Source organism: Kitasatospora sp. NPDC001660, assembly GCF_053596725.1.
Map to the genome: position 1 here is coordinate 33,623 of NZ_JBSFGU010000021.1, position 24,129 is coordinate 57,751.

24 protein-coding genes and 1 tRNA gene are annotated in these 24,129 nt (G+C 73.0%); 10 read left to right on the forward strand and 15 right to left on the reverse strand.

The annotated features are described in order from the left end of the window. Positions 1-105: 105 nt before the first annotated feature. The 7 genes from ACWCXH_RS22600 to ACWCXH_RS22630 all read right to left on the reverse strand — a co-directional run bounded on the left by ACWCXH_RS22600 (position 106) and on the right by ACWCXH_RS22630 (position 10,586). Complete coding sequence (locus ACWCXH_RS22600) at positions 106-1,098, reverse strand: FHA domain-containing protein (RefSeq protein WP_449803247.1); 993 nt, start codon at positions 1,096-1,098, stop codon at positions 106-108. A gap of 195 nt (positions 1,099-1,293) precedes the next feature. Continuing rightward, positions 1,294-2,649 (reverse strand): vWA domain-containing protein, encoded by a 1,356-nt coding sequence (locus ACWCXH_RS22605; protein WP_449803248.1) that lies wholly within the window; start codon positions 2,647-2,649, stop codon positions 1,294-1,296. An 83-nt stretch (positions 2,650-2,732) separates the two neighbouring features. Then, positions 2,733-4,064, reverse strand: coding sequence for a protein phosphatase 2C domain-containing protein (locus ACWCXH_RS22610; protein WP_449803249.1), 1,332 nt, complete (start codon positions 4,062-4,064; stop codon positions 2,733-2,735). 3 nt (positions 4,065-4,067) lie between these two features. Beyond that, the gene (locus ACWCXH_RS22615; protein ID WP_449803250.1) at positions 4,068-6,584 is read right to left on the reverse strand and encodes a tetratricopeptide repeat protein; all 2,517 of its coding nucleotides are present in this window, start codon (positions 6,582-6,584) and stop codon (positions 4,068-4,070) included. A gap of 5 nt (positions 6,585-6,589) precedes the next feature. Next, positions 6,590-7,942 (reverse strand): hypothetical protein, encoded by a 1,353-nt coding sequence (locus ACWCXH_RS22620; protein WP_449803251.1) that lies wholly within the window; start codon positions 7,940-7,942, stop codon positions 6,590-6,592. Positions 7,943-8,155: 213 nt separating this feature from the next. Further along, the gene (locus tag ACWCXH_RS22625) at positions 8,156-9,100 is read right to left on the reverse strand and encodes a glutamate ABC transporter substrate-binding protein (RefSeq protein WP_449803252.1); all 945 of its coding nucleotides are present in this window, start codon (positions 9,098-9,100) and stop codon (positions 8,156-8,158) included. A 13-nt stretch (positions 9,101-9,113) separates the two neighbouring features. Continuing rightward, a complete protein-coding gene (locus ACWCXH_RS22630; protein WP_449803253.1) occupies positions 9,114-10,586 on the reverse strand; it encodes a hypothetical protein in 1,473 nt (490 codons plus the stop codon). A 294-nt stretch (positions 10,587-10,880) separates the two neighbouring features. Between ACWCXH_RS22630 and ACWCXH_RS22635 the strand changes: the two genes are divergently transcribed. Together ACWCXH_RS22635 and ACWCXH_RS22640 are read left to right on the forward strand one after the other, a co-directional pair. After that, the gene (locus tag ACWCXH_RS22635; RefSeq protein ID WP_449803254.1) at positions 10,881-11,456 is read left to right on the forward strand and encodes a nucleosidase; all 576 of its coding nucleotides are present in this window, start codon (positions 10,881-10,883) and stop codon (positions 11,454-11,456) included. A 30-nt stretch (positions 11,457-11,486) separates the two neighbouring features. Continuing rightward, the gene (locus ACWCXH_RS22640; protein ID WP_449803255.1) at positions 11,487-12,008 is read left to right on the forward strand and encodes a DinB family protein; all 522 of its coding nucleotides are present in this window, start codon (positions 11,487-11,489) and stop codon (positions 12,006-12,008) included. Positions 12,009-12,052: 44 nt separating this feature from the next. On the opposite strand, the gene ACWCXH_RS22645 is transcribed toward ACWCXH_RS22640, so the two are convergent. After that, complete coding sequence (locus ACWCXH_RS22645; RefSeq protein ID WP_449803256.1) at positions 12,053-12,958, reverse strand: sigma-70 family RNA polymerase sigma factor; 906 nt, start codon at positions 12,956-12,958, stop codon at positions 12,053-12,055. 116 nt (positions 12,959-13,074) lie between these two features. Next, entirely contained in the window at positions 13,075-13,308 is a 234-nt protein-coding gene (locus tag ACWCXH_RS22650; RefSeq protein ID WP_449803257.1) for a hypothetical protein, read from the reverse strand. Between the two features lie 19 nt (positions 13,309-13,327). Between ACWCXH_RS22650 and ACWCXH_RS22655 the strand changes: the two genes are divergently transcribed. Then, complete coding sequence (locus ACWCXH_RS22655) at positions 13,328-13,591, forward strand: helix-turn-helix domain-containing protein (RefSeq protein ID WP_449803258.1); 264 nt, start codon at positions 13,328-13,330, stop codon at positions 13,589-13,591. A gap of 95 nt (positions 13,592-13,686) precedes the next feature. After that, on the forward strand, positions 13,687-14,475 hold the full coding sequence (locus ACWCXH_RS22660) for an alpha/beta fold hydrolase (RefSeq protein WP_449803259.1): 789 nt from the start codon (positions 13,687-13,689) through the stop codon (positions 14,473-14,475). Positions 14,476-14,569: 94 nt separating this feature from the next. Here ACWCXH_RS22660 and ACWCXH_RS22665 read toward each other — a convergent pair whose 3' ends face one another. Genes ACWCXH_RS22665 through ACWCXH_RS22675 form a run of 3 tightly spaced genes read right to left on the reverse strand, consistent with a single transcriptional unit; the run spans position 14,570 to position 16,089 of the window. Then, a complete protein-coding gene (locus ACWCXH_RS22665) occupies positions 14,570-15,043 on the reverse strand; it encodes a hypothetical protein (RefSeq protein WP_449803260.1) in 474 nt (157 codons plus the stop codon). A 35-nt stretch (positions 15,044-15,078) separates the two neighbouring features. Further along, the gene (locus tag ACWCXH_RS22670) at positions 15,079-15,636 is read right to left on the reverse strand and encodes a hypothetical protein (RefSeq protein ID WP_449803261.1); all 558 of its coding nucleotides are present in this window, start codon (positions 15,634-15,636) and stop codon (positions 15,079-15,081) included. Between the two features lie 9 nt (positions 15,637-15,645). Next, positions 15,646-16,089: an ATP-binding protein gene (locus ACWCXH_RS22675; protein WP_449803262.1), complete on the reverse strand. Its 444-nt coding sequence runs from the start codon at positions 16,087-16,089 to the stop codon at positions 15,646-15,648. 158 nt (positions 16,090-16,247) lie between these two features. On the opposite strand from ACWCXH_RS22675, the gene ACWCXH_RS22680 reads away from it, so the two are divergent. From ACWCXH_RS22680 to ACWCXH_RS22690, 3 genes are all read left to right on the forward strand, one after another. Then, the gene (locus ACWCXH_RS22680) at positions 16,248-17,198 is read left to right on the forward strand and encodes a helix-turn-helix domain-containing protein (protein ID WP_449803263.1); all 951 of its coding nucleotides are present in this window, start codon (positions 16,248-16,250) and stop codon (positions 17,196-17,198) included. Continuing rightward, entirely contained in the window at positions 17,158-17,292 is a 135-nt protein-coding gene (locus ACWCXH_RS22685) for a DUF397 domain-containing protein (protein WP_449803264.1), read from the forward strand. The genes ACWCXH_RS22680 and ACWCXH_RS22685 overlap by 41 nt, the downstream gene beginning before the upstream one ends. A 58-nt stretch (positions 17,293-17,350) precedes the next feature. Then, a tRNA-Leu gene (locus ACWCXH_RS22690) sits at positions 17,351-17,434 on the forward strand. A 71-nt stretch (positions 17,435-17,505) separates the two neighbouring features. On the opposite strand, the gene ACWCXH_RS22695 is transcribed toward ACWCXH_RS22690, so the two are convergent. Together ACWCXH_RS22695 and ACWCXH_RS22700 are read right to left on the reverse strand one after the other, a co-directional pair. Next, on the reverse strand, positions 17,506-18,018 hold the full coding sequence (locus ACWCXH_RS22695) for a hypothetical protein (protein WP_449803265.1): 513 nt from the start codon (positions 18,016-18,018) through the stop codon (positions 17,506-17,508). Beyond that, positions 18,015-18,854: an SDR family oxidoreductase gene (locus ACWCXH_RS22700; RefSeq protein ID WP_449803266.1), complete on the reverse strand. Its 840-nt coding sequence runs from the start codon at positions 18,852-18,854 to the stop codon at positions 18,015-18,017. Before ACWCXH_RS22700 ends, ACWCXH_RS22695 begins: the two co-directional genes overlap by 4 nt. 322 nt (positions 18,855-19,176) lie before the next feature. On the opposite strand from ACWCXH_RS22700, the gene ACWCXH_RS22705 reads away from it, so the two are divergent. Genes ACWCXH_RS22705 through ACWCXH_RS22715 form a run of 3 tightly spaced genes read left to right on the forward strand, consistent with a single transcriptional unit; the run spans position 19,177 to position 22,054 of the window. Then, on the forward strand, positions 19,177-19,413 hold the full coding sequence (locus ACWCXH_RS22705) for a ferredoxin (protein WP_449803267.1): 237 nt from the start codon (positions 19,177-19,179) through the stop codon (positions 19,411-19,413). Further along, positions 19,403-20,797, forward strand: coding sequence for an NAD(P)/FAD-dependent oxidoreductase (locus tag ACWCXH_RS22710; RefSeq protein ID WP_449803268.1), 1,395 nt, complete (start codon positions 19,403-19,405; stop codon positions 20,795-20,797). Before ACWCXH_RS22705 ends, ACWCXH_RS22710 begins: the two co-directional genes overlap by 11 nt. An 18-nt stretch (positions 20,798-20,815) precedes the next feature. After that, a complete protein-coding gene (locus ACWCXH_RS22715) occupies positions 20,816-22,054 on the forward strand; it encodes a cytochrome P450 (RefSeq protein ID WP_449803269.1) in 1,239 nt (412 codons plus the stop codon). A gap of 70 nt (positions 22,055-22,124) precedes the next feature. On the opposite strand, the gene ACWCXH_RS22720 is transcribed toward ACWCXH_RS22715, so the two are convergent. Further along, positions 22,125-23,954 carry a glycoside hydrolase family 15 protein gene (locus ACWCXH_RS22720; protein WP_449803270.1) on the reverse strand — a complete coding sequence of 610 codons (1,830 nt, stop codon included), beginning with the start codon at positions 23,952-23,954 and terminating at the stop codon, positions 22,125-22,127. Positions 23,955-24,129: the final 175 nt, after the last annotated feature.

Here is a 24,129-nt window from a genome sequence, read left to right on the forward strand (position 1 = left end):
AAGTTATGCACGTCACCGACAAGGGATTTGTGCGTAGTTTGAGGAACCGGGAACAAGCAGGGCCGAGCGGATTGTTCCAATCCGCTCGGCCCTGTTGATCGTTGGTCAGGCGCGGTGCAACGTGATGGTCGTCCAGGCGCCGATGTGGATCCGGTCACCGTCGTTCAGCGGCACGGCGACGTGCGGGGTGACCGGCTCGGCACCGCCGTTCATCGTCGTGCCGTTGGTCGAGTCCTGGTCGACCAGCACCCAGCTGCCGTCCGCCTGTTCGGCGAGCAGCGCGTGCTGGTGCGAGGCGCCCGGGTCCTCCGGCGGCACCGACAGGTCGATCTCCGGCACGGTGCCGCGGTGCTGGCTGCGTCGCCCGATCCGCAGCTGGCCGCGGCCGGTCAGCGGGACGCGCCGCTCGGGGCAGTACGGCGGGAAGAACAGGCCGGCCGCCTCGGGGCCGCTGCGGGCCATCATCTCGGTGAAGTACTCGCGGTCGGCCGCGACCACGGCGATCCAGTTGGTCCGCACCGGCTCCGGCTGGGCGGGCTCGGGCTGCGGCTGCGGCGGCAGCGGCGGGGCCAGGTTGAACGACGTGCCGAAGTCGCGGTTGCCCGGGTCGGCGTAGACCGGACCGGAGTCCTCGCGCACCGGGGCCTCGGGGAACGCGGCCGCCGTGGGCCCCTCTCCCCCGGCCTGCCCGCCGGGAGGTGCCCCCAGCCCGTTGGCGGGCGAGGAGGGAGGGTAGCCGTAGGTGTGCGGCTGCGCCGGAGCCTGCGGCTGGACGGGCGGCTGCGGGGCCGGCGGCACCGTGCCGCCGTACGCCGCCGGGATGTTCAGCGGGGCGGGCGGCTGCACCGGCGGCGGCACCGGGGCCGCGACGGCCGGGGTCTGCCGGCGCGAGGGCGTGGACAGGTCGTAGTCGTACCCGCACTCCTCGCAGAACCGGCCGGTCTGCGGGCTGCGGCAGATCGGGCAGACGGCCAGGCCCTCGGTGAGGCCCTGGGGCGCCGACGGAGGCGGCGGCACGGCGCCCGGCGGCATCGGCGGCATGGGCGCCCCGTACGGTGCACCCCCGTGCTCCGCGTACCCGGCGGGTGCACCGGGCACGGGCGCGCCTCCGTACGTCCCCGGGTGGGCCCCGGGCGGCGCCGGGGGCGGCGGAGTCATCGGGAAGCCGCAGAAGTCGCACCAGTCCTCGGCCTGCGACTCATGGCCCCTCGGGCAGATCGGCATCAGGTCCCCCTCAGTTCCGGCCGGCGGTCGCGCCGGGCCGCGGCCCGGTCACGTCTTCAGCGGTAACGGTCACTTCTTCACACGTACGGTCTTGGTCGACCGGGTCTCGAGGGTCATCGAGTCGGCCTCGCTCACGTTCTTACGGAACCGAACCGTACCCTCCTTCGCGTCCACCACGTCCACCACCTTCTGGAGCAGCTTGTAGGTGCCCTCGTTGCCGGTCGCGTGTGCGATTCGGACGGCGGCGCCCAGCTTGGCGGTCGCGGTGTCGACGTCGCCGGCGCGGTGCGCCTCCAGGCCCTCCTGGATGGAGGAGGCGAGCTCGGCCTGCCCGGTGTAGTGGGCGACCTGCGGGCTGATCCGGGTGGAGGAGGCGAGGTCGTCGGTCCAGACGGCCTTGACCAGGCCCTGCGAGAGCACCTCGGGGGTGCCGCCGGCGGCCTGCGGGGGCAGCACCAGGCTGACCCGGGCGGCGAGCATCTCGTTGCCGATGGAAGCGGCCGGGACCTCGACGCACACGTGGTAGTCGCGGCTCTCGTCGCCCCAGGAGCCGGTCGGGTAGTCGCCGGCCCGCGGCCCGGCCTCGGCACGCCGGGCGGTGAGGTCCTCGACGCTCGGGGCGACCTGCTTGACGAACTTGACCGAGGCGTTGGCCGGGGTCCAGATGCGCAGTGCGACGTCGGCGACCTGCTTGCCCATCGCGCCGGCCATCATCGAGCGGAAGTCGTCGGCGAGGCCCCCGGGTTCGGCGACGATGTCCACGGTGCCGAGCAGCGCGGAGGAGATCTTGCGCAGCTCGTCGATCCGCCAGTCGGTGCCGACGCCGCGGCAGTCGGCGGTGAAGTGGCCGGTGACGCGCTCGATGTTGCGGGCCAGGTCCTGTGCCGACTCGTGCTCGTTGTTGCCGTCGGTGAGCAGGATGGCGTGCCGGATGGCGATGTCGTGGCGGGTCAGGAAGAGCTTGTCGGCCTTGGCGAGCCAGGTGCCCATGGCGGTGCCGCCGGCCGCGGTGAGGCGGCGCAGCGCCTCCTTGGCGTGCTCGCGGGTGCTGTTGGAGGCGATCGCGAGGGTGCCGTCGCCCGGGTAGATGTCGCGGGCCTCGTGGGTGCCGGCGACGACGGCGAAGGCGGTGCCGTCGCGCAGGGCGTCGATGGCGGCGGCGGTGGCCTCGCGGGCGCCGTTGATCTTGCTCTTCGGGTAGTCCATCGAGCCGGAGCAGTCGACCATGATGACCACGGCGGCGGCGGTGGCGGCGCCCTGCGGGCCGGAGTCGGCGATGCCGAGCGGGCGGCCGCCCGAGGTGCCGCCGCCGGTCGCGGTGACGGTCACGATGGCGTTGACCTCGCGGGCGCCGTCGGCGAGGAACTCGTTCTGGAAGATCTCCACATCGAACCTGGGCAGGTTCGGCTTAGCCAGTGTTGCCATGGGCCGGTGGCTCCCGTCGGGATGAAGGGTTGATGCGGGTCGGTCGGTGGGCCCCGCGCGGTCGGGCCGGGCGGGACGGGCCGTCAGGCCGTCGGCGGGTGCGGCGGCTGTGGCGGGACGGGCGGCACCGCGGGTGCGCCCGGCGGGCCGGCCGGGGGCGCGGGCGGTGCGGGGGGTGCCGGCGGGGCCGGGGCCGGGACGCGCGGAGGCAGCGGGGCGGCGGGGGAGCCGATCACCGGGAGGTCCGGCAGGGTCGGCTCGTAGTCCGGGTCGTCCGCGGGGTCCGGTCGCGGCCCGGCCGGGGTGATCACCGGCAGGTCGAGGGCCGTCGGGGTCTGCTCGGCCTCCTCGACGTCCTCCCGGGCGGGCGGGTCGATCGGCAGGACGGCGACCGTGATGTTGTCGTGGCCGCCGGCGGCGACCGCGAACTTCACCAGGGTCTGGGCCGCCGCGAGCGGCTCGGTCCGGGCGTCGGGCCGCACGTAGTACGCGAGGTCGGTGGCGGCCTCGGCGTAGTTCCACAGGCCGTCGGTGCAGATCAGCAGCACCCCGGGGACGTGCGGGGTGAAGTCGAGGGTGTGCGGGACGACCTCCTCGGCGTCGGCGCCGAGCCAGCCGGTGATCGCGTGGGCGCGCGGGTCGGCGTAGGCCTCGGCCTCGCCCATGAGCCCGGCCTCGACCATCCGGGCCGCCCAGGAGTCGTCCTGGGTGAGCCGGAAGGGCTCGGCGGCGGCCCGGTCGTCCGGGATCCAGTAGGCGCGGGTGTCGCCGACCCAGCCGATGGTGATCCGGCCGCCGGCCGCGATGGCGCTGACGTAGGTGCACGCGGGCGCGTTGAGGTCGGGCCGGGCGGGCCCGGCGCCGTCCTCGGCGAGGCCGGCGACGGCCTTGGCGGCGTCGGCGATGGCCTGGCGCATCGCGGCGCCCGGCTCGCGGCCCGCCTCCAGGGCGCTCAGCAGCGACTCGGAGGCGGCGTCGACGGCGGTCTCGGAGGCCTCGTCCGGACGGTCCGAGGAGGAGACGCCGTCGCACACCACGGCGACGACGACGGGCTCGCCGCCGGGCAGCGAGGTCGCGGCGACGGTGAAGGAGTCCTCGTTGCGGTGGTGGCGCACGCCGCGGTCGCTGACCCCGGCGACGCCCGCGAGGGCCTTCTCCATGTGGTCGCGCGGGCGCGGCTGGGCGCCGCCGCAGGCCTCGCAGTAGCCGTCGGCGCCGACCTGCGGCAGGCCGCAGTGGACGCAGGCCGGCCCGTGCTGCTGCGCGGGGACGGACTCGGCGTGGGCGGAGGCCCAGCTCGCGGGCATCGCGCCCGGGGCGGGCCGGCCGTCCCGGCCGGTCCCGCAGGCGCCGCAGAAGGCGTCCTCCGGGTCCAGCGGTTCGGAACAGCTCGGGCACACGGTCTGCTGCGGCATCGGCTACACCCACGTCCTGGGGCGGGCGCGGTTGGCCCGCTCCACCATCTCGATCCTGGTCTCGGCCCGGTCGGCCAACCGGGCGAGTACCCGGTAGGACTGTTCCAGGGCGAAGCGCAGTTCCCGCTCGACGGCGGGCCGTCCCAGCACGGTCGGCTGCCCGGCCTGGCCGGCCCCGGCGGAGCCGGCGGTGACCCAGCCGAGGGCGGCCTGGAGGACCTCGACGGACAGCTCCTCGCGGCGCCGGTCGTCCAGGCGCAGCGCCGTCAGCTGGTCGGAGCCGGCCGCGAGGTCGGCGCCGATCGGCTCGTCCGCGGCGCGCTCGCGCAGCCGGGCGCGGACGGCGGCGATGCGGGCGGCGGTGTACTGGCTGGAGGTGGCCGGGACGGACTCCAGGATGCGGACGGCGTCGGGCCGCATCCCCTCGCCGAGGTGGACCCGGGCGAGGCCGAAGGCGGCGCTCAGGTAGGACTGGTCGGTGGTCCAGACGAGCCGGTAGAACTCGGCCGCGTCGCCGCCGTCGCCGAGCAGTTCGGCGCAGATGGCGAGGGCCAGCTTGGGGGCGCTCTCGCCGGGGAAGGCGTCGTAGACCGCGTCGAAGGCCTCGGCGGCGGCCCGCAGCGAGGCCTCGTCCGGCGCGTCCGGCTCGGCGCGGGCGCCGACGAGGGCGGCGAGGCCGCGGTACCAGACGACCCGCCAGTCGTCGGAGTGGTCCTGCTCCAGCGCGGCGAGCGCGGCCAGGGCCTCGCTGTGGCGGCCGAGTTCGAGCAGGGCGCGCAGTTCGCGCAGCCGGCGTTCGGCGGAGTCGGAGGGCGCGCCGGCGAGGGCCGCGAGCGCCTCCTCGGGGTCGGTGGCGAGCAGCGTGGCGAGGAAGCCCGCGTTGGGGTCGCCGGGGTCGACCCGGGGGACGGGCAGCGCGAGGGCGGCGGCGGCCGGGTCGAGGGCGGCCACCCTGAGCTGTCCGGTGTTCTCGGTGGGCAGCACCAACTCGGTGTCGACGACGCGCAGTTCGGGGCCGAACAGGGTGGAGAGCGCGGGCCGGGCCCGGCCGTCCTGGAGGGCCAGGATCTCCCGCAGCACGCCGGTGAGCTGGTCGGCCATCTCCTCGGCGGAGGCGAAGCGGCGGGCCGGGTCCGGGTCGGTGGCGCGGACCAGGAAGCGGTAGTAGGACTCGTACTTCGCGAAGACCTCGACGTCCTCGGGGCCGGGCAGCGAGTCGCGGTAGGTGGTGCTGTAGCCCTGGAAGTCGAAGGTGAGCACCGCGAGGGTGCGGGCCACGGTGTAGAGGTCGGAGGCGGGGGAGGGGCCGAGGCTCGCGATCTCCGGGGCCTGGTAGCCGACGGTGCCGTAGATCGGGCCGTCGTGGTCGAGCCGGCAGACCGCGCCCATGTCGATGATCTTGAGCGCGTCGCCGCTCTGGATCACGTTGTCGATCTTGAAGTCGCAGTAGATCAGACCCCGGCCGTGCAGGTACCCGAGCGCGGGCAGCGCCTCCAGCGCGTACGCGATCGCCACCTCGACCGGCAGCGGCTCGCGCCGGCCGTCCGGGTTGCGGCGGTCGTTGGCGATGTCCTTGAGCGACTTGCCGCCGACGTACTCCATGACGATGTAGCCGTCGGTGGAGCCGGACGTCAGGTCCAGGTGCTCGGCGAAGTTGATGATCCGGACGATGTTCGGGTGGTCCACCTCGGCCAGGAAGCGCCGCTCGGCGACGGCCGCGGCCAGCGCGTCCTCGTCACCGGTGTTCAGCAGGCCCTTGAGGACGACCCACTTGTCGTTGACCCGGCGGTCCACCGCGAGGTAGATCCAGCCGAGTCCGCCGTGTGCGAGGCAGCCCACGACCTCGTACTGCCCGCCGACGAGGTCGCCGCGGCGCAGCTTGGGCGTGAACGAGTACGGCGTGCCGCACTTGGTGCAGAAGCCGTCCGGGCGGCCAGGGCGGCCGTTCTTCTCCCGGCCCACCGGGGCCTCGCACTTGGCGCAGAAGCGCTTGCGCTCCGGCACCTCGGGGTTCTCCAGCACCGCCTGGGACGGGTCGGCGCTCTCCACGGTCGGGACGGTCACCAGGCCGGCGCCCAGCCGGTTGCGGGTGCCCGCGCTGACGCTGCCGCGGGTGCCGCTGCGCACCGAGACCGAGCGGCTGCTGCCGGTGCGGGTCGAGCGGTGCGAGCGCGAGCGGCCGGACATCGAGCGGGAGGAGCCGGTGCGGGCCGACAGCGAGCGGAGCGAGCCGCTGCGCGCCGAGTCCCCGAAGGCGCGGGCCGCGGGCACGTACGGCTGGGCGGTCCCGGTGTCACCGCCGGGCGCGGTGAGGCCGCACTCGTCGCAGTAGCCGTCCGTGTCGATCGTGCCGGAGCAGTCGCGCGGGCAGGGGGAGCCGGGGCCCGCCGCCTCGGGAGGTGCGGTGGCCGGCGCCGTGGTGGTGCCGCCCGCCGGGGCCAGCCCGCACTCGTCGCAGTAGCCGTCGGCGTCGATCGTCCCGTTGCCGGTGCAATCCGGCCGTACGCACACCTCGCCCATGAACCTCAGCCCCCCTGTACCTGTCCGTCGACCGGCGTCTGGCCGGCCTCCTCGTGTGCGGTCTCGGCGTGCGCCGGCCGCAGCGACTGCTGGAAGCGGGCCACCGCGGCGGCCGCCGCCCGCAGGTCGCAGGGCGCGCTCCACAGCAGCCAGCGCGCCTTCTCGTACCGCTCGATCACTTCCGGGTCCTCGGACACCCGCAGCCGGGCGGCCATCGCCTTGTACGCGTCCAGGCGGCCGCGCAGTTCCGCCCGCACGGCGAGCGGCTGGGTGACCTCGGTCAGCGACTGGCGGGCGCGGGCCAGCTCCTTGGCGGCGGCGTCCTCCAGCGCGTCGAGCAGCGGCGCCAGCCGGCCCCACTGCCCGCCCTGGCGCAACTCCAGTGCCACGACGATCCGTTCGCGAAGCGCCGAGGCCGGGCCCGGCACCGCGGGGACGTCGCTGGAGGCTATCTTCGCCAGCACCTCGCCGCGCGCCCGGCGGGCCTCGGCGAGCGTCGCGTCGGCCCGCTGGAGCAGGTCGCCGACGCCCTGGAGGCGCTCCTCGGCGTCGTCGCGCAGCCGCAGCAGGTTCTCCAGCTCCAGCCGCACGCCGTCCAGCGCCCGCCCGGCCCGGTCGAACCGTTCGGTGTCCACCACCCCGGACGGGGAGGCGAACGCGCCGCCCTCCGGCACGGTGCCGCGCTGGGCGGGCACCCGGGCCGGGCGCCACAGCGCGAGCGGGTCGCTGCGCACCTCGGCGCGCAGGGCCGTCAGGTCGGCGGCCAGCCCGGCCAGGTCGTCGCCCAGCGGGTGGGTGGCGGCGTGGACGCCGAGCGAGGCGGCGAGGGTCTGCACCCGGTGCAGTTCGGCGAGCAGCAGGTCGATCCGGGCCGGCAGCGCGGACCAGACCGCGTCGGCGGCGCTGACCACCTCCAGGACGGTGGCGTACCAGGAGTTCATCCGGGTCATCAGCGCGTCCAGGCTGACCCGCTCGACCAGCTTGGCGGGCGCGCCGAGCAGTTGCGGCCCGTCGGGCAGCGCGCCGCCCGGGACGGTCACCGTGTCGCCGGTCAACAGCTCGCTCAGCTCGGCGAGTTCCGCCGAACCGGGCTTCGCCCTGCGGGCCCGGACGGCGCGCGCCGAGGCCAGCGCCTCCGCGTAGCGGTCGAACAGCGCCCACAGCAGCGGCAGGCCCTGTCCGGCGACGGACCAGCGCTCCTGCGTCCGCCCGGACAGCTCGGCGCCGTCGAGCAGCCGCAGGCCCGGGTGGTCCTGCAGGGCCAGCAGCGCCGACTCGACCGCGTCGCGCTCCGCGCCGAGGCGCACGAGCGCGCGGTCCACCTCCTCCCGGCTCAGTACCGGGCCAGCAGATGCCACCGCCGTCCTTCCTTCCTTCACCGATCCGGCCGTGCCAAGCGCCGGACCTCCCCGTGCACGACGGGTCTCCCCGTGGTGATCGTCCCGAACCCTAGCCGGTGCTCCTTCGGGTGGAGCGGGCGGTGGGCGTCAAGACGGCGTCAACGGCCCGCGTGCGCGCCGCGGGCGCCCGGCGGGCCGCTGGCGGCCTGTCGGCCGGCCGTCGGCGGACCGTCAGTGGGCTGTGGCGCCCGGCCAGTAGTGGTCGGCGTCGTTGAGCATGTACGGCTTGAGCCAGCGCTCGTACGAGCTGCGCCAGGCGCCGCTCGCGTAGTAGTCGGCCAGCACCTGGTTGACCCGCGCGGTGAGATCGGGGCTGGTCTTGAGCATCGCGACGCCGATGACCTCGGGCTGCACCTCGCCGTCCACGATCCGCACGGTCTGGTCCTGGGCGGCCTGGCCGGCCGCGAGGCCGTCGTCGGTCATGATGGCGTCGATCTTGCCGAGCTGCATGAGGACCAGGCAGTCCAGCTGGTTCTCGACCGGGACGATCTTGGCGGCGGTCTTCTTCGCGTCCAGCACGGTCCGCGCGGTGGAGCCGTTCGCGGCGCACACGGTCTTGCCGTCGATCGCCTCGTCGATGCTCTTCGCCGGGGACGAGCGGGGTACCAGGACCCGCTGGGTGATGTTGAAGTACGGCTTGGAGAACGCCACGTCCTCCATCCGCCTGCAGTTGATCGTCATGGTGCGGACGATCAGGTCGACCCGGCCCTTTTGGATGGCGTCGATCCGGTCGGCGGTCGCCACCGGCTTCAGCACGACCTTGTTCGGGTCGCCCATGATGGCGGCGCCGATCGCGCGGGCGAGGTCGATGTCGAAGCCCTCGATCTGGCCGGTGTTCGGGTTGCGGGCGCCCCAGCGGAAGCTGTTCTGGTCCACGCCGATCACCAGGTCGCGCCTGCCCTTGATGGCCTGGACCGCCGGGCCGTCCTGGCTGCTCGGCGGGACGCTCCTGTAGACGTCGCAGGACTCGGCCTGCGGCTGCCGTGGTGCCAGTGGCACCGCTCCCGCGGTGAGCGGTGCGGCGCCGGACGGGCCGCCCCCGCAGAGCACCACCGCGCAGGACGCCAGCAGCGCCAGCGCCGTCACCGCGCGGATCCGTACGGTCCCCTTGCGCATGTCCGTTCCCCCTCTACCGGTACTCGGCCAGTCGGCGGCCGAGGCCGCGCAGCGCCGTCGCGGCCGCCAGCAGGCCGAGGACGGCGACCCCGGCAGCCGTGACGCGCAGGTCCCCGTCGGTGCCGTCGGCCGCCCTGCGGAACTGCTGCTGCTCGATGTCGGCGGCGTGTGCGAGCGTCAGGTCGGTGGCGTTGAAGGACGCGTCGGCGGTGTTCGGCGCCTTCGCCGGGTCCGCCGTCACGGTCGCGTCCAGGGCACCCTGGTAGTCCGCGTTGTCCGTCTCCAGCTTCTTCGCCGCGTCGTGCCGGGTGGTCCACGTGTCGTACTGCTGCGCCGCCTCGGCGACGGTGCCCCGGGCGGCCGGGGGAGTGAGCCGGTAGGCGTCGGGCAGCGAGCCCGAGCGGGACTCCTCCGGAGTGCCGGCGGGGACGCTCTTGGACAGGTGCTCGGTGGTCCTGGACCACAGGTCCGCGTACATGGTGGTCGAGCCGCGGGCCACGTAGTGCAGGTTCTCCGCCAGTCGGGCGGTCAGGACGTCCACGCGCGCGATGTTGAGGGCACGCAGAGGGGAGGCGCCGTGGCGGTCGCTGTCGTCCAGCGCGGCGCTCGTGGTGGCGCCGGTGACGGCCAGCCAGAGCGCGCCCGCGAGGACGGCGGCGGTGGCGCCCAGCAACCCAAGATTGAACACCCGGTTGGTGCGGCGGAACAGCACCACCTGCACCCAGACCAGCGCGCCCAGGGTGAGCACCCCGAGCGCGTACCCGGCCCAGGGGGCGGACTTCGCCTCGGCGTAGTCGTCGGCGAGCTCCTGGTTCTCGGAGGCCGTCAGCTCGGCGGCGGCCGGCAGGAGCACGTTGCGCATCTGGTCCGAGGCGTAGCGCAGGTAGGCGCCACCGAGCGGGAAGCCCTGCCGGTTGTCCGCCCGTGCGCTCTCCACCAGACCCGCGTAGACGGGCAGTTGCTGGTTGAGCCGGGCCAGCGAGCCCTGCGCGGGGGAGGAGGAGGTGGTCCGGGCGGCGGCCTCGGCGATCAGCCGGGCGGCCGTCGAGAGGTCCTGCTCGTAGCGGTCCCGGACGGCCTTCGGCTCGGCGCCCGCGAGCAGGAAGCCGGTGGCGGCGGTGGTGTCCGCGTCGGCGAGCGAGCGGTGGATGTCCGCGGCGGCCTGGCTCAACGGCTGGCTGTACGACACCACCCGCTCGGCGGCCTGCGCCCGGCTTTCCAGCTGCCCCGCGGTCAGCCCGCCGAACGCGACGGTGAGCACCGCCAGTACCGCCCCGGCCAGTCGCAGCCGGCCCGGCGCGGTGCGCGCGGCGCGCGTCAGCCGGGCCTTCAGGCCGGACGGCGTGAGCGCCGAGGGCTGCCGCTCCGCCGGCACCCCGCCGGGCCGCGGCGCCGGGGCACCCGGCCGGGGCGGTCCCGCCGGCGGACGGTTCGGCCGTACCGGGACCACGGCGCCCGCCGTGCCGCTACCTACTGGTGTCGCCACCCGCCTCATCCTCCTTTGGGGCCGGCCCGTCCTCCGGGGCCCGGCCGATGCCAGCAGTATGGCCGTGACTCCCTCCGGCCACACCCGAGTTGCGCCGGTCTTGAGCTTTGCCGTGCACAGGTGAGGCCCGCAGCCTCCGCGAATTCTTCATACGTTTTCCCGTGCGGACCCCCGTGCGGCGTGGGCGGCGACCGCTGCGACGCGGATCGTCCCCCGAACGGTTCCCGCTCCCGCCCGCCGTCCGTCCGGCCGCCGCCGTCGGGCTCCGGGGCCGGCGCTCCGTACGATGAGGCCATGCGCCTGCTTGGAACGATCACCCCTGACCGCCCGCTGCTCGTCGTCGCCGTCCGCGAGGAGGCCGCCCACCTGGACGACCGGCTGCCCGTGCTGCTCACCGGGATGGGGAAGGTCAACGCCGCCGCCGCGCTCGCCACCGTCCTCGCCCGGGGCGACCAGCCCTCCGAGGTGATCAACCTCGGCACGGCCGGCGCGCTACGTCCCGGCTGGGAGGGCACGCACCACGTCACCCAGGTGATCCAGCACGACCTCGACTCGCCCGCCCTGCTGGCCCTCACCGGCCGCACCTACGGCGCCCCGCTCGTGGTCGGCAAGGGCGACGGGCCGATCCTCGCCACCGGCGACCTCTTCGTCTCCGACCCGGCCGCCCGCGACCGCCTCGCCGAGCACGCCGACCTGGTCGACATGGAGGGCTACGCCGTCGCCACCGTCGCCCACCGGGCCGGCCTGCCGGTGCGCCTGGTCAAGCACGTCAGCGACGAGGCCGGCGACGGCGCCGCCCACTCGTGGCGCGAGTCCGTCGACGACTGCGCCCGCCACCTCGCCGAGTGGGTTGCCGCGCAGGGCTGGTGACGGCGTTTCGGCCGGTCGTAGGGTGAGACCGTGACCGAGAACACCGCGCCGTCGCTGCCACGCCCCGACGCCCGCCCGCCCGGCGTCAACGCCGACGAGCCGACCACCCTGCTGACCTTCCTCGACTACCTGCGCGAGGCGGTGATCGCCAAGCTCGCCGGGCTCCCGGACGAGCACGCGGCGCAGCCCGGGGTCGCCTCCGGGACGAGCCTGCTCTGGCTGGTCCGGCACCTCACGGTGGTCGAGTCCAACTGGTTCGAGTGGGCCTACCGGGGCGTGGGCGAGAAGCCGCTGGAAACCGACGGACTCTCGCTGGGCCAGGCCTCGGTGGCGGACGAGATCGCCGCGTACCGGGCGGCGATCGCCCGGTCGAACGCCATCGCCGCCGCCGTCGGCGCCGACCTCGACCGGCCGGGGGTGCGCTCGCTGCGGCCGGACGGCGAGGCGCCGTCGCTGCGCTGGGTGCTCGTCCACATGATCGAGGAGACCGGCCGGCACGCCGGGCACGCGGACATCATCCGCGAGCAGTTGGACGGCGCGGTCGGGCGCTGAGGCGCCGGGCGGGCTCCTCCTGGAGGGAGCCCGCCCGCTGCTGCCTAGTCGAAGAGGGACAGGTCCAGCGCTGCCAGCCGCTCCGGGTCGTTCAGCACGTCGATCGCGACGATCGCGCCCGCCACGACCGTGAACGCCATGACGGACATCGCCCTGCCGCCCGGTCCGATGACGACCGCGCCCGCCGTGCCGTTGACCAGCGCCGGGCGCGCGAACGGCGCCAGCCTGCCCCACAGCACCGCCTGGCCGGCCACCGTCGCGGCCCCCGCGAACACCACCGAGTGCCGGGCCCGCGCCGTGCCGCCGTCCGAGCGCAGCACCACGTCCGGGTCGAGCACGGCCACCAGCGCTTCGAGGTCGCCCTCGCGCGCGGCCGCGAAGAACGCGTCGACCGCGGCCCGCTGCCGGGCCAGGTCCCTGTCCGGCGCGGGCGCCTGCCCCTGCACCTTGCGGCGGGCCCGGCTGGCCAGCTGGCGGGTCGCGGCGGCGGTCTTCTCGATCAGCGGCGCGATCTCCTCGAACGGCACCGCGAACAGGTCGTGCAGCACGAACGCGACCCGCTCGGCGGGCGACAGCGACTCCATCACGACCATCAGCGCCAGGCCGACGGAGTCCGCGAGCATCACCTCCTGCTCGGGGTCCACCACGCCCTCCCGCCCGAGGAGCGGGTCCGGGATGCGCGGCGCGCCGCCGGCCTCGCCCGCGTCCAGCGGCTCCTCCCGGCGCTGCGTGCGCGAGCGGAGGAAGTTCAGGCACACGCGGGAGACGACCGTGGTCAGCCAGGCACCGAGGTTGGCCACTCCGCTCGTGTCGGTGCGGTCGTAGCGCAGCCACGTCTCCTGGACGGCGTCCTCGGCCTCCGCGACCGAGCCGAGCATCCGGTACGCGACCGCGCGCAGATGGGACCGGTGCCCCTCGAACTGATCGGCAGGTGCGGTTATCTGATTCACCGTGTGTTTTCCTCGTCCCCGTCGGCTCACTGGCTGAAGCACAGGCAACCTAACCGCTCCCGCCCCGAGAGCGGGGCCCGGGGCCCGGGTCCGCGGTGACCGCCGGAGGGCTGCGCCTACGAGCCGCCGATCCGACGCCCGGCCGCCTTGAGCACGGCCTCGGTGGTGACCACCTTCGCGAACCGCATCGCGTGCAGCACGGTGCTGGTGGCGCGGGCGAGTTCGGCGGCGAGCGTTCGTCCTGGCGGAGGCGGGGCTGATGGACGGCCGGGAGGCCACCACGCACTGGGCGCTCGCGCCTCCGATCCGCTCGCCGCCGCCCGCACGGAGATCCTTGCTTCGCTGGACACCCAGTGGACGGTCCGCCGGATGGCCGCCGCCGCGCTGATGTCGGAGCGCACCTTCGCCCGCCGCTTCGCCGAGGCCACCGGCACCACCCCGCTGCGCTGGCTCCTCGAACAGCGGGTCCTGGCCGCCCAGCGCCTGCTGGAGGAGACCGACCTGCCCGTCGACGCCGTCGCCACCCGCTGCGGCTTCGGCTCGGCGGTGTCGCTGCGCCCCGCCTTCACGTCCCGCGTCGGCGTGCCCCCGCGCGAGTGCCGGCGGGCGTTCCGGGGGTGTGAGGGGGCCTGACCGGGGCTGAACAAATGTCTTGGACGTTTGTGTTGCACGATCGTCTGACTCCTGGGTATGGTCATCTCATCAACCGCTTCACAGGGGGAACGACCATGGACGACGCCATCCGCTCCGAGCTCGCCATCGACGGCCGCCGGCTCTCCTACCTCGACTTCGGCGGCACCGGCCGCCCGCTGCTCGCCCTGCACGGGCACCTCTCGGAGGGCGCCGTGTTCGGGCAGCTGGCTGCCGCGCTCGGGCCGGAGTGGCGGGTCATCGCGCCCGACCAGCGTGGGCAGGGGGAGTCGGAGCGGGCCGGGGACTACTCGCGCGAGGGGTACCTCGCGGACATCGAGGCGCTGCTCGACCACCTCGGGCTCGCCCGGGTCGTGCTCCTCGGGCACTCGCTCGGCGGCATCAACGCCTACCAGTTCGCGGCCCGGCATCCCGAGCGCGTCGCCGCCCTGGTCAACGCGGAGGGCCCGGCGGCGCTCGGGCTGGACGGGAGCCACCCGCTGGGCTTCCTGCTCCACCTGCCGTACGACGCCTCCAGCCGCGACGCGCTCGTCGCCGCGCTCGGCCCCGCCGCGCCGTACTTCGAGGACCGCCTGCGCGAGAACGCGGACGGCAGCTGGCGCCTGCCGTTCCACCCGCAGGACATGTACGCCTCCGAGGAGGACGTCCACGGCGACCACTGGGCGGACTGGACGGCCACCACCTGCCCCGCCCTGCTGGTGCACGGCACGAAGGGCCCGGGCGTCCTCCCGGCCGAGCAGGCCGAGGAGATGGCCGCCCGCCGCCCCGGCACGGCCCGGGTGCAGCTGGACGCCGACCACCTGGTGGTCACCACCGCCGCCGACGAGTTCGCCGCCGCCGTGAGGGAGTTCCTGGCCACGGTGTGAGGGGGCGGGGTGGCGGCCCTCAGCGCCGCCACCCCGTTGGCCTTTCGGCACCCGAGCGGTGGTTCGTTGAGCCAAACCCCACGTTCGGGTGGAGTCAGAGGGACTCCGGGGGACACAGGACGAGGTCGGTGACGGTCGCCCAGTGCTCGTCGGGCGCGGTGACGATGATGTACCGCTCCCGGTCGGGGAGTTGGGGGATCAGTGTGCTGGAGCAGCCGTGCGCCTGGTGGACGTGGACGGGGAAGCGCAGGCCGTTGAAGTGGATGTCCCGGCCGATGTAGGCGGTGGGCATGCCGAAGTCCGCTGAGGTGGGCTCGATGCGGCCGGAGTCGGCGAGGAAGGTCCACAGCTGGCTCTCGGGCGTCGAGACGGGTCGCACCCGGTGGCTGGCCGGCACGAGCCGGGAGCTCTGGACGATCGCGACGAGTTCGCGGTCCTGGTGGTAGTTCACGTCGAGGTGGCAGAGGAACCCGTCGGAGGATCCCGAGCCCAGCGTCACCCGCCACTCGGGCGGCGCGTTCCGGACTACGGCGATGGGCCCGCCCCACTCCTCGGCGATCTCGCGCATGGCTCCCCCTCCGGCGGTCGTCGGCCCTCAGTACATCACTGGGGGGTGGTGTTCGCGCGCTCCCGGCAGCGGGTGAGGGCAGGCTTGATGCGGGGGTCCGGCGGGGTACGGGAGGCGAGGAGTTCGCCGGCGGCGACGAGGGCCGACCAGTAGTGGGCGGGATCGCCGACGCCGGGGCGGGGTTGGGTGGCCGCCAGGGAGAGGAACACGGCGGTCAGGTTGCCGGTGACGAACCAGCGGGCGATGCCGTGCTGGTGCCCGGCGCGGATGACGCCGAGGGCGTCGATGGCGAAGAGGAACTGGTCGACGACGGCCAGGTCGTGGGCGTCCAGGGGCTTCGGGACGTCGAACACGCCGAGCGCTTCGAGGACTTCACCGGTGTCGGCCTCGGAGTTGGGGCGCGGATCGGCGAGGAGGGCGTCGAAGTACTCGTCGATCCGGCGGGTGGTCTCGGTGGGGGAGATGCCGAGGGCGAGGCAGACGGCACGGGCGGAGGCCGCCGGCTCACGGGTGCGGCGGGCGAGGGAGGCGTACGCGTCGGCGGGGGTGGAGCCGGTGTCGAACAGGTGCCGGGCGAGGGTGACGAGGTGCATCGGCGGCCTTCAGACGGCGAGGGAGATGGGGGCGAGGGCGGGAGCGGGCGCGATGAGGACCCAGACGAACTTGCCGATCCCGCCCGCACGGGGGCAGCAACCCCAGCGCTCGGCAAGCTCGTTGACGAGGAGGAGGCCTCGCCCGTGTTCGCTGGTGGGGATGGCAGGGAGGAGGGAGGGGCGGCCGGCGCCGGCGTCATGGACTTCGAGGCGAAGGCGGCGGTTGATGAGGGCGAAGCGGACTTCGATCAGACGGTCGGCGGGCGCGTCGGAGTGCTGTACGGCGTTGGAGAAGAGCTCGGAGAGGAGCAGTTCGGCGGTGCCGGAGTAGCGGTCGCCGAAGGGCAGCGCCGAGAGGTACGCACGGAGCAACTGGCGGGCGACGGGCGTGGAGGAGGCCCGGGAGTCGAGGCGCGCGGCGAACGTGCGGGGGCGGCGGGCGGTTTTGAGCATGGGGGGACCTCGGGGGGCGGATGGGGGGAGTGTGAGAGGGGCGCGCAATCACGCTATGCATGCAGATGATTGCGTTCCGGTCTCAATCATCCGGGTGCGGGGCTACGGTGACGACCAGATCGGGGTGCACGCCGTGCACCACACATCTGGGGGCAGTGATGGCACATTCGAAGACTCGGCAAGGACCGACGGCGAGCTCGGCGGTCCTGTTCGGCGAGGAGCTCCGGCACGCGCGCAAGGCAGCGGGCTACACCCAAGAGGAGTTGGGCAAGCTCCTGCACTGCGACCGGACGGTGATCACGCGGACCGAGGGCGGCAGGCGGAAGCCGTCGATCGAGGAAGTCGAGGAGTATGGTCGGCTGTTGAACACCGGCGACCTGCTGATGCGGCTGTACGGCCGTGTCGACTGGGAGGCCTCGATCGAGCACCCGGACTGGTTCCAGGAGTACGTGGACCTGGAGGCGATCGCGATCGCGCAGCGGGTGTACCAGAACAGCGTGATGTACGGCCTGTTGCAGTGCTGGCAGTACGCGCGCGCACTCTTCGGAACCGGTGATGCAGTCGGCAAACCGGAGGAGATCGAGGAGCTGACCAGGGCTCGACTCAGTCGGCAGACGCGCTGGCTTGAGCCTGATGGGCCGTTGTTGCTTGTCATTCTCGACGAGAGTGCCATCCGTACGGTTATCGGCGGGGCGACCGTGATGAGATGCCAGATGGAACACCTCCTGCGGGTGGCCCAACTCCCCAACGTCGTCATCCACGTGGCGCCGTTTACCATTCGGCGGACTCTCATCGACGCGGCTATGGTGTTGCTGGAGCTACCGGACGAGGAGCATTGGCTCTACTCGGAGAGCCTCGATCGAGGGTATCTGAGCGGTGATTCTGCCGCTGTAGCCAAGCATCAGCGTCGCTATGATCAGCTCCGTTCTGAGTGCCTGTCAGAGAGCGACTCGCTTCGGTTGATCGCCGAGGTGCTGGAGGGTTTCAGGGATGATGAGCAACGAGCTCGCCGCAGCCGCCTGGCGGAAGAGCAGCTACAGCGGCACCAACGGCGGCAACTGCATCGAGGTGGCCCCCGGATTCCTTCCCGGCGCCGTCCCGGTGCGTGACTCCAAGGACCCGCACGGCCCGGCCCTCGTCTTCCCCGCTCCCGCCTGGGCGAGCTTCGTCGCGGCCGTCCGGGCCGGCGACTTCCCCTCCTGACCCCGGGGTGGTCAGAAGCACCCCTCCGGGTGGGCTACTATTTACTCATCACCCAGATGCGCGGGTGGCGGAATAGGCAGACGCGCTGGATTCAGGTTCCAGTGCCCGAAAGGGCGTGGGGGTTCAACTCCCCCCTCGCGCACAAAGGTCAACCGACCGAATGAGGCCGGTCAACCCGACGAAATGTCGGGTTGACCGGCCTCATTGCATTCGTCAGTGCTGCAGTGCGGCCTTGGCGGCGGCAATGATCAGCCCGAGCAGAAGGTTGACGGCGCCGCTGACCACCACCAGACGGCGAGTCGCGCCGGCGCGGACCAGTGCGGCACTGGCCCAGCCGACCAGCTCGGCCCCGGCCACGGCGAGGGCGAACCAGGCTGTTCCCGTCACTCCGATCCCCAGGAGCGGACTGATCGCCACGGCAGCGGCCGGAGGAACGGCGGCCATGACGATCGGCCACTCGCGGGCGCCCTCGCGGCGGATCTCCTCCCAGGTCAAGGACTTGTGCGCCAGCCGGTCTCCGACGAGGGCGGTGTAGACGTGCGTAGCCCAGAACACCAGCGCGGTGACGAGCAGGAGCAGCACGAGCTGGATCCGCGGGAAGGGGCCGAGGCCGGCCCCGGCCACGACCGATGCGGCGAGGATCGATCCGTAGAGCGCGCTGACGTAGTCGGTCCGAGCTGCGCGGGGCTGCTTGTGAGCGGGTCCGTCCACGTTGTCGACGGTCATCCGCCGGTGGCGAAGCCGGGGAACAGCGTCATCCCGCCATCGACGTAGAGTGTGGCGCCCACGACGTAGTCGAACAGGTCGGATGCCAGCGCGGCCACTGCGGTGGCGATGTCCTCCGGGTCGCCGACCCGGCCGTAGGGGATCAGGCGGAGCAGGTCGGCCTCCGCCTCCGGAGAGTCCCAGGCGGCTCGGTTGATGGGGGTGCGGATCGCTCCAGGGGCGACCGCGTTGACCCTGATCCTGTGAGGTGCGAGCTCCTGGGCCAGGGTCTGCATCATCATCAGGACGCCGCCCTTGGAGGCCGCGTAGTTCACGTGCCCCGCCCAGGGAATGACCTGGTGGACCGAACTCATGCAGATGATCTTTCCCGCGGACTTGGAGACCTCCGGGACGACTCCTCTGCGCAGGAACTCCTTGGTCGCCTCCCGGGCACACAGGAACTGGCCGGTCAGATTGACGTCCAGGACCTTCTGCCATTGCGCCAGGGTCATGTCGGTGGCGGCTGCGTCCCGCTGGAGGCCCGCGTTGGCCACCAGGACGTCGATCGTGCCGAACTCGTCGACCATGTGGGAGATCATCCCGGCCACCTGGTTCTCCTGGGAGACGTCGGCCTCGTGCGCGTAGGCCCGCACCCCGGAGCTCTCGATCTCCCGCACCACCTCTTCGGCGGATTCGCGATCGGACACGTAGTTGACCACGACATCGGCACCGGCCTTTCCCAAGCCGATGGCGGTGGCCTTGCCGATTCCGGAGTTCGCGCCGGTCACCAAGGCTTTCTGGCCTTTGAGCAGCGAATAGGCGGCGGTCGCGTGACTCTCGCCGGTGCTGGTGCCCATCGATGTCTCTCCCTCTCTGCGGCGGTACACGGAACAGAAGCACGAGCACCAGTACGCGGTGCGGCTCGGCTCGCGCCCTTGGTCCGTCCGGGGGAGGACCCGGTCCGGATCACCGCTGACTTCACCGCTCCGGCGGGTCGGCCGCGGCGCGGGGTGTCTCACCTCATCGGCCCGGTGGACGTGCGCCGTGCCGGGAGGGCCTTCCATGGTGGACCGGGGACACCACGTGTCCGGGCTGCACGCGGATCATGGGGCACCTCCCGGCCGAAGGCGGGGGAGCGGATCAGTGGCAGTGCCACGACGCTGATGAAGCGGAGACCTGATGAGGCTTGTCGTTGATCTCAACCGGTGCCAGGGGTACGCACAGTGCGCCTTCCTGGCCCCGGAGGCGTTCACCATGCACGGTGACGAGGCGCTGATGTACGACCCGCAACCCGACGACGCGCAGCGGGAGAACGTGATGCGGGCAGCGCACGCCTGCCCGGTCAAGGCCATCACCGTGGAAGGCACGGACGGGGCGTTGATCGCGGAGAGGGCGGGTGCCTCCCGTGTCGGTTGACGGTTCACTGCAGAAGCTCAGGCGTGAGGGACACATCGTCATCGTGGGAGCCTCTCTGGCGGGCCTGCGGGCCGCCGAGACGCTCCGCGACGAAGGCTTCGCCGGCACCCTCACCCTGGTCGGTGACGAGCCGCACGAGCCGTACGACCGGCCGCCGCTGTCCAAGCAGGTCCTGCTCGGCAGAGTGCCCGCCGACCACACGGAGCTGCCCCGGCGCCGGGCGCTGGACGCGCGGTGGCGGCTCGGCGTCGCGGCCACCGGGCTGGACCTGGCAGCCAAGCGGGTGCACCTCGCCGACGGCGACTCGCTGGAGTACGACCGGCTGCTGATCACGACCGGCGTCCGCGCCCGGCCCTGGCCGCACGAGCTGGAGGCCGACCTGGACGGGGTCTTCGTGCTGCGCACCAGCGACGACGCCGCCCGCCTGCATCGCCGGCTGAGCGCGGGCCCGAACCGGGTCCTGGTCATCGGGGCCGGATTCACCGGCTCCGAGATCGCCTCCGCCTGCCGTGAGCGCGGACTGGACGTCACCGTCGTCGAGCGCGGCGCGGCTCCCCTGGTGGGCGCACTCGGCGGCGTCGTCGGCGAGGTGGCCGCGAAGCTGCAGCGCGAGCACGGCGTCGACCTGCGGTGCGGTCTCATGGTCACCGGGCTGGAGGGGGACTCCGCGGGACGCCTGCGGCGTGCGCACCTGTCGGACGGCAGCTCGGTCGAGGTGGAAGTGGCGGTCGTCTGCCTGGGGGCGACCCGCAACACCGAATGGCTCGCGTCATCCGGTCTCGGTGCCGGCCCGCGCGGGATCGCCTGTGACGCCGGCTGCCGGGCCTTCGACGTGCGGGGCATCGTCACCGACGACGTCTTCGTCGCCGGTGACGTCGCCCGCTCCCCCCACGCGCTCTTCGGCTACCAGTTCCTCTCCCTGGAGCACTGGGGCAACGCGGTCGCGCAGGCCGAGATCGCGGCCCACAACATGATCAGCTCCGGCCCGGACCGCCGCCCGCACCTCTGGACGCCGTCCTTCTGGTCCGCCCAGTTCGGCGTCAACATCAAGTCCGTCGGCGTGCCGCCCATGGCTGACGAGATCATCGTCACCCAGGGGTCCCTCGACGAGCACTGCTTCACCGCGGCCTACGGCTACCAGGGCCGCATCATCGCCGCTGTCACCTTCGACCAGGCGAAATGGCTGGAGTTCTACCAGAAGCAGATCGAACAGGCCGCGCCGTTCCCTCCCGAGTTCACCACCGTCGACCGGCGCCCCGAGGGGATGCGGCCGGTACCGGCCGCCTTCCCCGACCCCTCCCTGCCCAGCCACGGCCCCACCGTCACCCTCAGCGGCCACTCGCCGTCCGACCGGCGCGTCTCGTTCACCCCCCTCCACGCCTGACTCGGAAGGACCCACGCCATGACGTCGGTCGCACTCCTGCGCCAGATCACCGACTACGCCAACCGCGCCGACCCGTACCCCCTGTACGCCGAGCTCCGCAAGACCCCGGTGGTGCGGGACGAGGACGGTCCCTACCTGGTCAGCACGTACTGGGAGATCCACAGCCTGCTCCACGACCCGCGGGTCAGCTCCGACAACCGCAACCTGAGCCCCGAGGCAACCAGGACCGTCTCCCAGGAGGACGACCCGGACCTGCCGCCCGCCTTCATCAGGCTCGACCCGCCCGAGCACGACAGGCTGCGCGGACTGGCGATGCGGCCCTTCGGGCCGCCACACACCCCTCGACGGGTGTACGAGATGCGCGGCGAACTCGGCGAGATCGTGTCCGGACTCATCGACGGCTTCCGGGACCGGGGACAGGTCGACCTCGTGGAGGACTTCTCCTACCCCTTCCCCGTCACGGTGATCTGCAGGCTGCTCGGGATCCCCCGGGAGGACGAGGCGCGCTTCCACGGCTGGGCCGACACGATCGCCGCCAGCGTCGATCCCGCCCACGGCACGGCCGAGGAGCGCGAAGCGCAGCTGCAGGTCTTCCGCCGGGCCCGGACCGACCTCGCCGCCTACCTCGCCGCCCTGATCGAGGAGCGCCGCCGCTCACCCCGCGACGACATGCTCTCCGCGATGGCCGCCGGCCACGGACCGGACGGCCGGATGTCACCGGTCGAAATGGTCAGCACCTCGATCCTGCTGCTGATCGCCGGCCACGAGACCACGGTCAACCTCATCACCAACGGGATGCTCACCCTGCTGCGCAACCCCGACGTCCTCCAGCGGCTGCGTGACGACCCCGACCTGGTCGTGCCGCTGGTGGAAGAGCTGCTGCGCTACGAGCCGCCCGTGCACCTGCTGCCGCAGAAGACCACGCTGGCCGACATCGAGATCGCCGGGACCACCATCCCCAAGGGCGCTTCCCTCTGGCTGGTGCTCGCCTCCGGCAACCGGGACCCCCAGAGGTTCCTCGACCCCGACCGCTTCATCCCCGACCGTCCCGACAACCAGCACCTCGGTTTCAGCAGTGGCGTGCACAGCTGCTTCGGCGCTCCCCTCGCCCGGCTGGAGGCCCAGCTCGCCCTGGCCGAACTCGTCCGCCGACTCGACAACCCCCGCCTGGTCGAGGACCCGCCCCCGTACCGCCGCAACGCGGTCCTCAGGGGCCCCCAGCACCTGGGCATCGCCTTCGACGGCGTCCGGCAGTAGTCCGACCCCACTCCGTCACGCCTCGGCCCGCCGCACGTGAGCGGCGGGCCGAGACGCACGGGACCTCCGGTCAGCGGTCGCGCTGCCGGTCGAGGGCGTCGTCGAGGGTGGTGGCCGCCATGATCAGCGACAGATGGGTGAACGCCTGCGGGAAGTTGCCCAACTGCTCGCCGCTGGGGCCGATCTCCTCGGCGAAGAGGCCGACGTGGTTGGCATACGTCTGCATCTTCTCGAAGGCGTAGCGCGCCGGGCGCAGGCGCCCGGCGCGGGCGAGGGCGTCCACGTAGAGGAAGGTGCAGAGGCTGAAGGTGCCCTCCGAGCCACGCAGACCGTCGGGAGAAGCCTCGGGGTCGTAGCGGTAGACGAGGCTGTCGGAGACGAGGGTGCGCTCCATCGCGTCCAGGGTCGACAGCCAGCTCTCCGTCCGGGGGGCCATGAACCCGACCCGGGGGATCAGCAGCAGCGAGGCGTCGAGGACATCGCCTCCGTAGTACTGGACGAGGGCCTGCTCCTTCGCGTTCCAGCCGCGCTGCATCACCTGTTCGAGGATGGTGTCGCGAGCGGCGGTCCAGCGGACGGTGTCGGCAGGACGGCTGAACTCGGCTGCCAGGCGCAGGCCACGGTCGAAGGCCACCCAGGACATGATCCGGCTGAAGGTGAAGTCGTTGCGTCCGCCGCGGGTCTCCCATATACCCTCGTCGGGGCGGTCCCAGGAGTCGGCGAGCCAGTCCAGCGTCCGGGCGAGGTTCTTCCAGCCGTGGTAGCCGGCCCGCATGCCGATCTCGCGGCCCTCCGCCAGGGCGTACAGCGCCTCGCCGTAGATGTCGAGCTGGAGCTGATCGGCGGCGGCGTTCCCGGCCCGCACCGGGTACGAGCCGCGGTAGCCCTCCAGGTGTTCGAGGACCTCCTCCGTCAGCTCGGGGTCTCCGTCGACCCGGTACATGATCTGGAGCGGTTCGCCACCGGCGCCCTCGTGGCTCCACAGGCGGTCCCCCAGCCAGCGGGTGAACTGCGCCGCCTCCTCGGTGAACCCGAGGTCCAGCAGTGCCCGTACGGACAGTGAGCCGTCGCGGACCCAGGTGTACCGGTAGTCCCAGTTCCGCTCGCCGCCGACCTGCTCGGGCAGACCCATGGTGGCCGCGGCGATGGGGGCACCCGTAGGAGCGTAGGTGAGCAGTTTGAGCGTGATGGCGGAGCGGTTCACCGCGCCCGGCCACCGGCCTCGATACCGGGAACCGCGTACCCACTGCTGCCAGAAGTCCACGGTCTGCCACAGCAGCTCGGTCACGCCGTCCGGGGTCGGGGGCGGCGGCAGTTCCCCGTCCGGTCCGTCGACGGTGAAGACGGCGCCGGCCACCTCCCCGGCGTTCAGGGTGACCGCACCCCGTATGTCGGCGGCGTCCCGGCCGTCCACCTGCAGGGGAAAGGTGCTCTGCAAATGGGCGGTGACCCCCGGCGCCCGGAAGACGGCGGTGCCGTCCCGCAGGTCGAGTTCATGGGTGGCCCGGCCGTAGTCGAACCGCGGCCGGCACTCCAGGGCGAAGCGGACCGTTCCGCGTACGACCCGCACCCCGCGGACCAGAACGTGCCGTTCGGAGGGTGTTCCCATCCGGTCCGTCGGCATGAAGTCGAAGACCTCGCCGACCCCCTCCGGCGACATGAACCGCGTCACCAACACCGCCGTGTCCGGATAGTAGAGCTGTTTGCAGACGGTGGACCGGTCCTCGGGGGCGAGGAGGAAATAGCCGCCGCGATCGTGGCTCAGCAAGGCGGCGAAGACACTGGGCGAGTCGAACCGGGGAGCCGCGAACCAGTCGACAACCCCCTGGGACGAGACCAGGGCCGCAGTCTGCAGGTCGCCGACGAGCCCGTGGTCAGCGATGGGCGGATACCGATCCATGACCATCACGCCTCCCTTGAAGCCCTCCTATCCACTTTCCGCCCGGTCCGACGGCATCGCGAGAGGGAGACGAGTGTCCTGCGCCACCGTCACGAGGAGGTGAGGACCGCGATGCCGTCCCCCAACAGCTCAAGGCGACCGGGCTGACCTCCCGGGCGGTCGCGGCCGCCTTGAG

Excerpts from the sequence above, each read along its gene's own strand:
- ACWCXH_RS22680 (WP_449803263.1), top strand. The coding sequence starts at position 16,248 with ATGGCACATTCGAAGACTCGGCAAGGACCGACGGCGAGCTCGGCGGTC.
- ACWCXH_RS22635 (WP_449803254.1), top strand. The coding sequence starts at position 10,881 with ATGCGCCTGCTTGGAACGATCACCCCTGACCGCCCGCTGCTCGTCGTC.
- ACWCXH_RS22605 (WP_449803248.1), bottom strand. The coding sequence starts at position 2,649 with ATGGCAACACTGGCTAAGCCGAACCTGCCCAGGTTCGATGTGGAGATC.
- ACWCXH_RS22610 (WP_449803249.1), bottom strand. The coding sequence starts at position 4,064 with ATGCCGCAGCAGACCGTGTGCCCGAGCTGTTCCGAACCGCTGGACCCG.
- ACWCXH_RS22655 (WP_449803258.1), top strand. The coding sequence starts at position 13,328 with ATGGCCGCCGCCGCGCTGATGTCGGAGCGCACCTTCGCCCGCCGCTTC.
- ACWCXH_RS22700 (WP_449803266.1), bottom strand. The coding sequence starts at position 18,854 with ATGGGCACCAGCACCGGCGAGAGTCACGCGACCGCCGCCTATTCGCTG.
- ACWCXH_RS22660 (WP_449803259.1), top strand. The coding sequence starts at position 13,687 with ATGGACGACGCCATCCGCTCCGAGCTCGCCATCGACGGCCGCCGGCTC.
- ACWCXH_RS22695 (WP_449803265.1), bottom strand. The coding sequence starts at position 18,018 with ATGACCGTCGACAACGTGGACGGACCCGCTCACAAGCAGCCCCGCGCA.
- ACWCXH_RS22720 (WP_449803270.1), bottom strand. The coding sequence starts at position 23,954 with ATGGATCGGTATCCGCCCATCGCTGACCACGGGCTCGTCGGCGACCTG.
- ACWCXH_RS22670 (WP_449803261.1), bottom strand. The coding sequence starts at position 15,636 with ATGCACCTCGTCACCCTCGCCCGGCACCTGTTCGACACCGGCTCCACC.
- ACWCXH_RS22715 (WP_449803269.1), top strand. The coding sequence starts at position 20,816 with ATGACGTCGGTCGCACTCCTGCGCCAGATCACCGACTACGCCAACCGC.
- ACWCXH_RS22675 (WP_449803262.1), bottom strand. The coding sequence starts at position 16,089 with ATGCTCAAAACCGCCCGCCGCCCCCGCACGTTCGCCGCGCGCCTCGAC.
- ACWCXH_RS22705 (WP_449803267.1), top strand. The coding sequence starts at position 19,177 with ATGAGGCTTGTCGTTGATCTCAACCGGTGCCAGGGGTACGCACAGTGC.
- ACWCXH_RS22625 (WP_449803252.1), bottom strand. The coding sequence starts at position 9,100 with ATGCGCAAGGGGACCGTACGGATCCGCGCGGTGACGGCGCTGGCGCTG.
- ACWCXH_RS22615 (WP_449803250.1), bottom strand. The coding sequence starts at position 6,584 with ATGGGCGAGGTGTGCGTACGGCCGGATTGCACCGGCAACGGGACGATC.
- ACWCXH_RS22665 (WP_449803260.1), bottom strand. The coding sequence starts at position 15,043 with ATGCGCGAGATCGCCGAGGAGTGGGGCGGGCCCATCGCCGTAGTCCGG.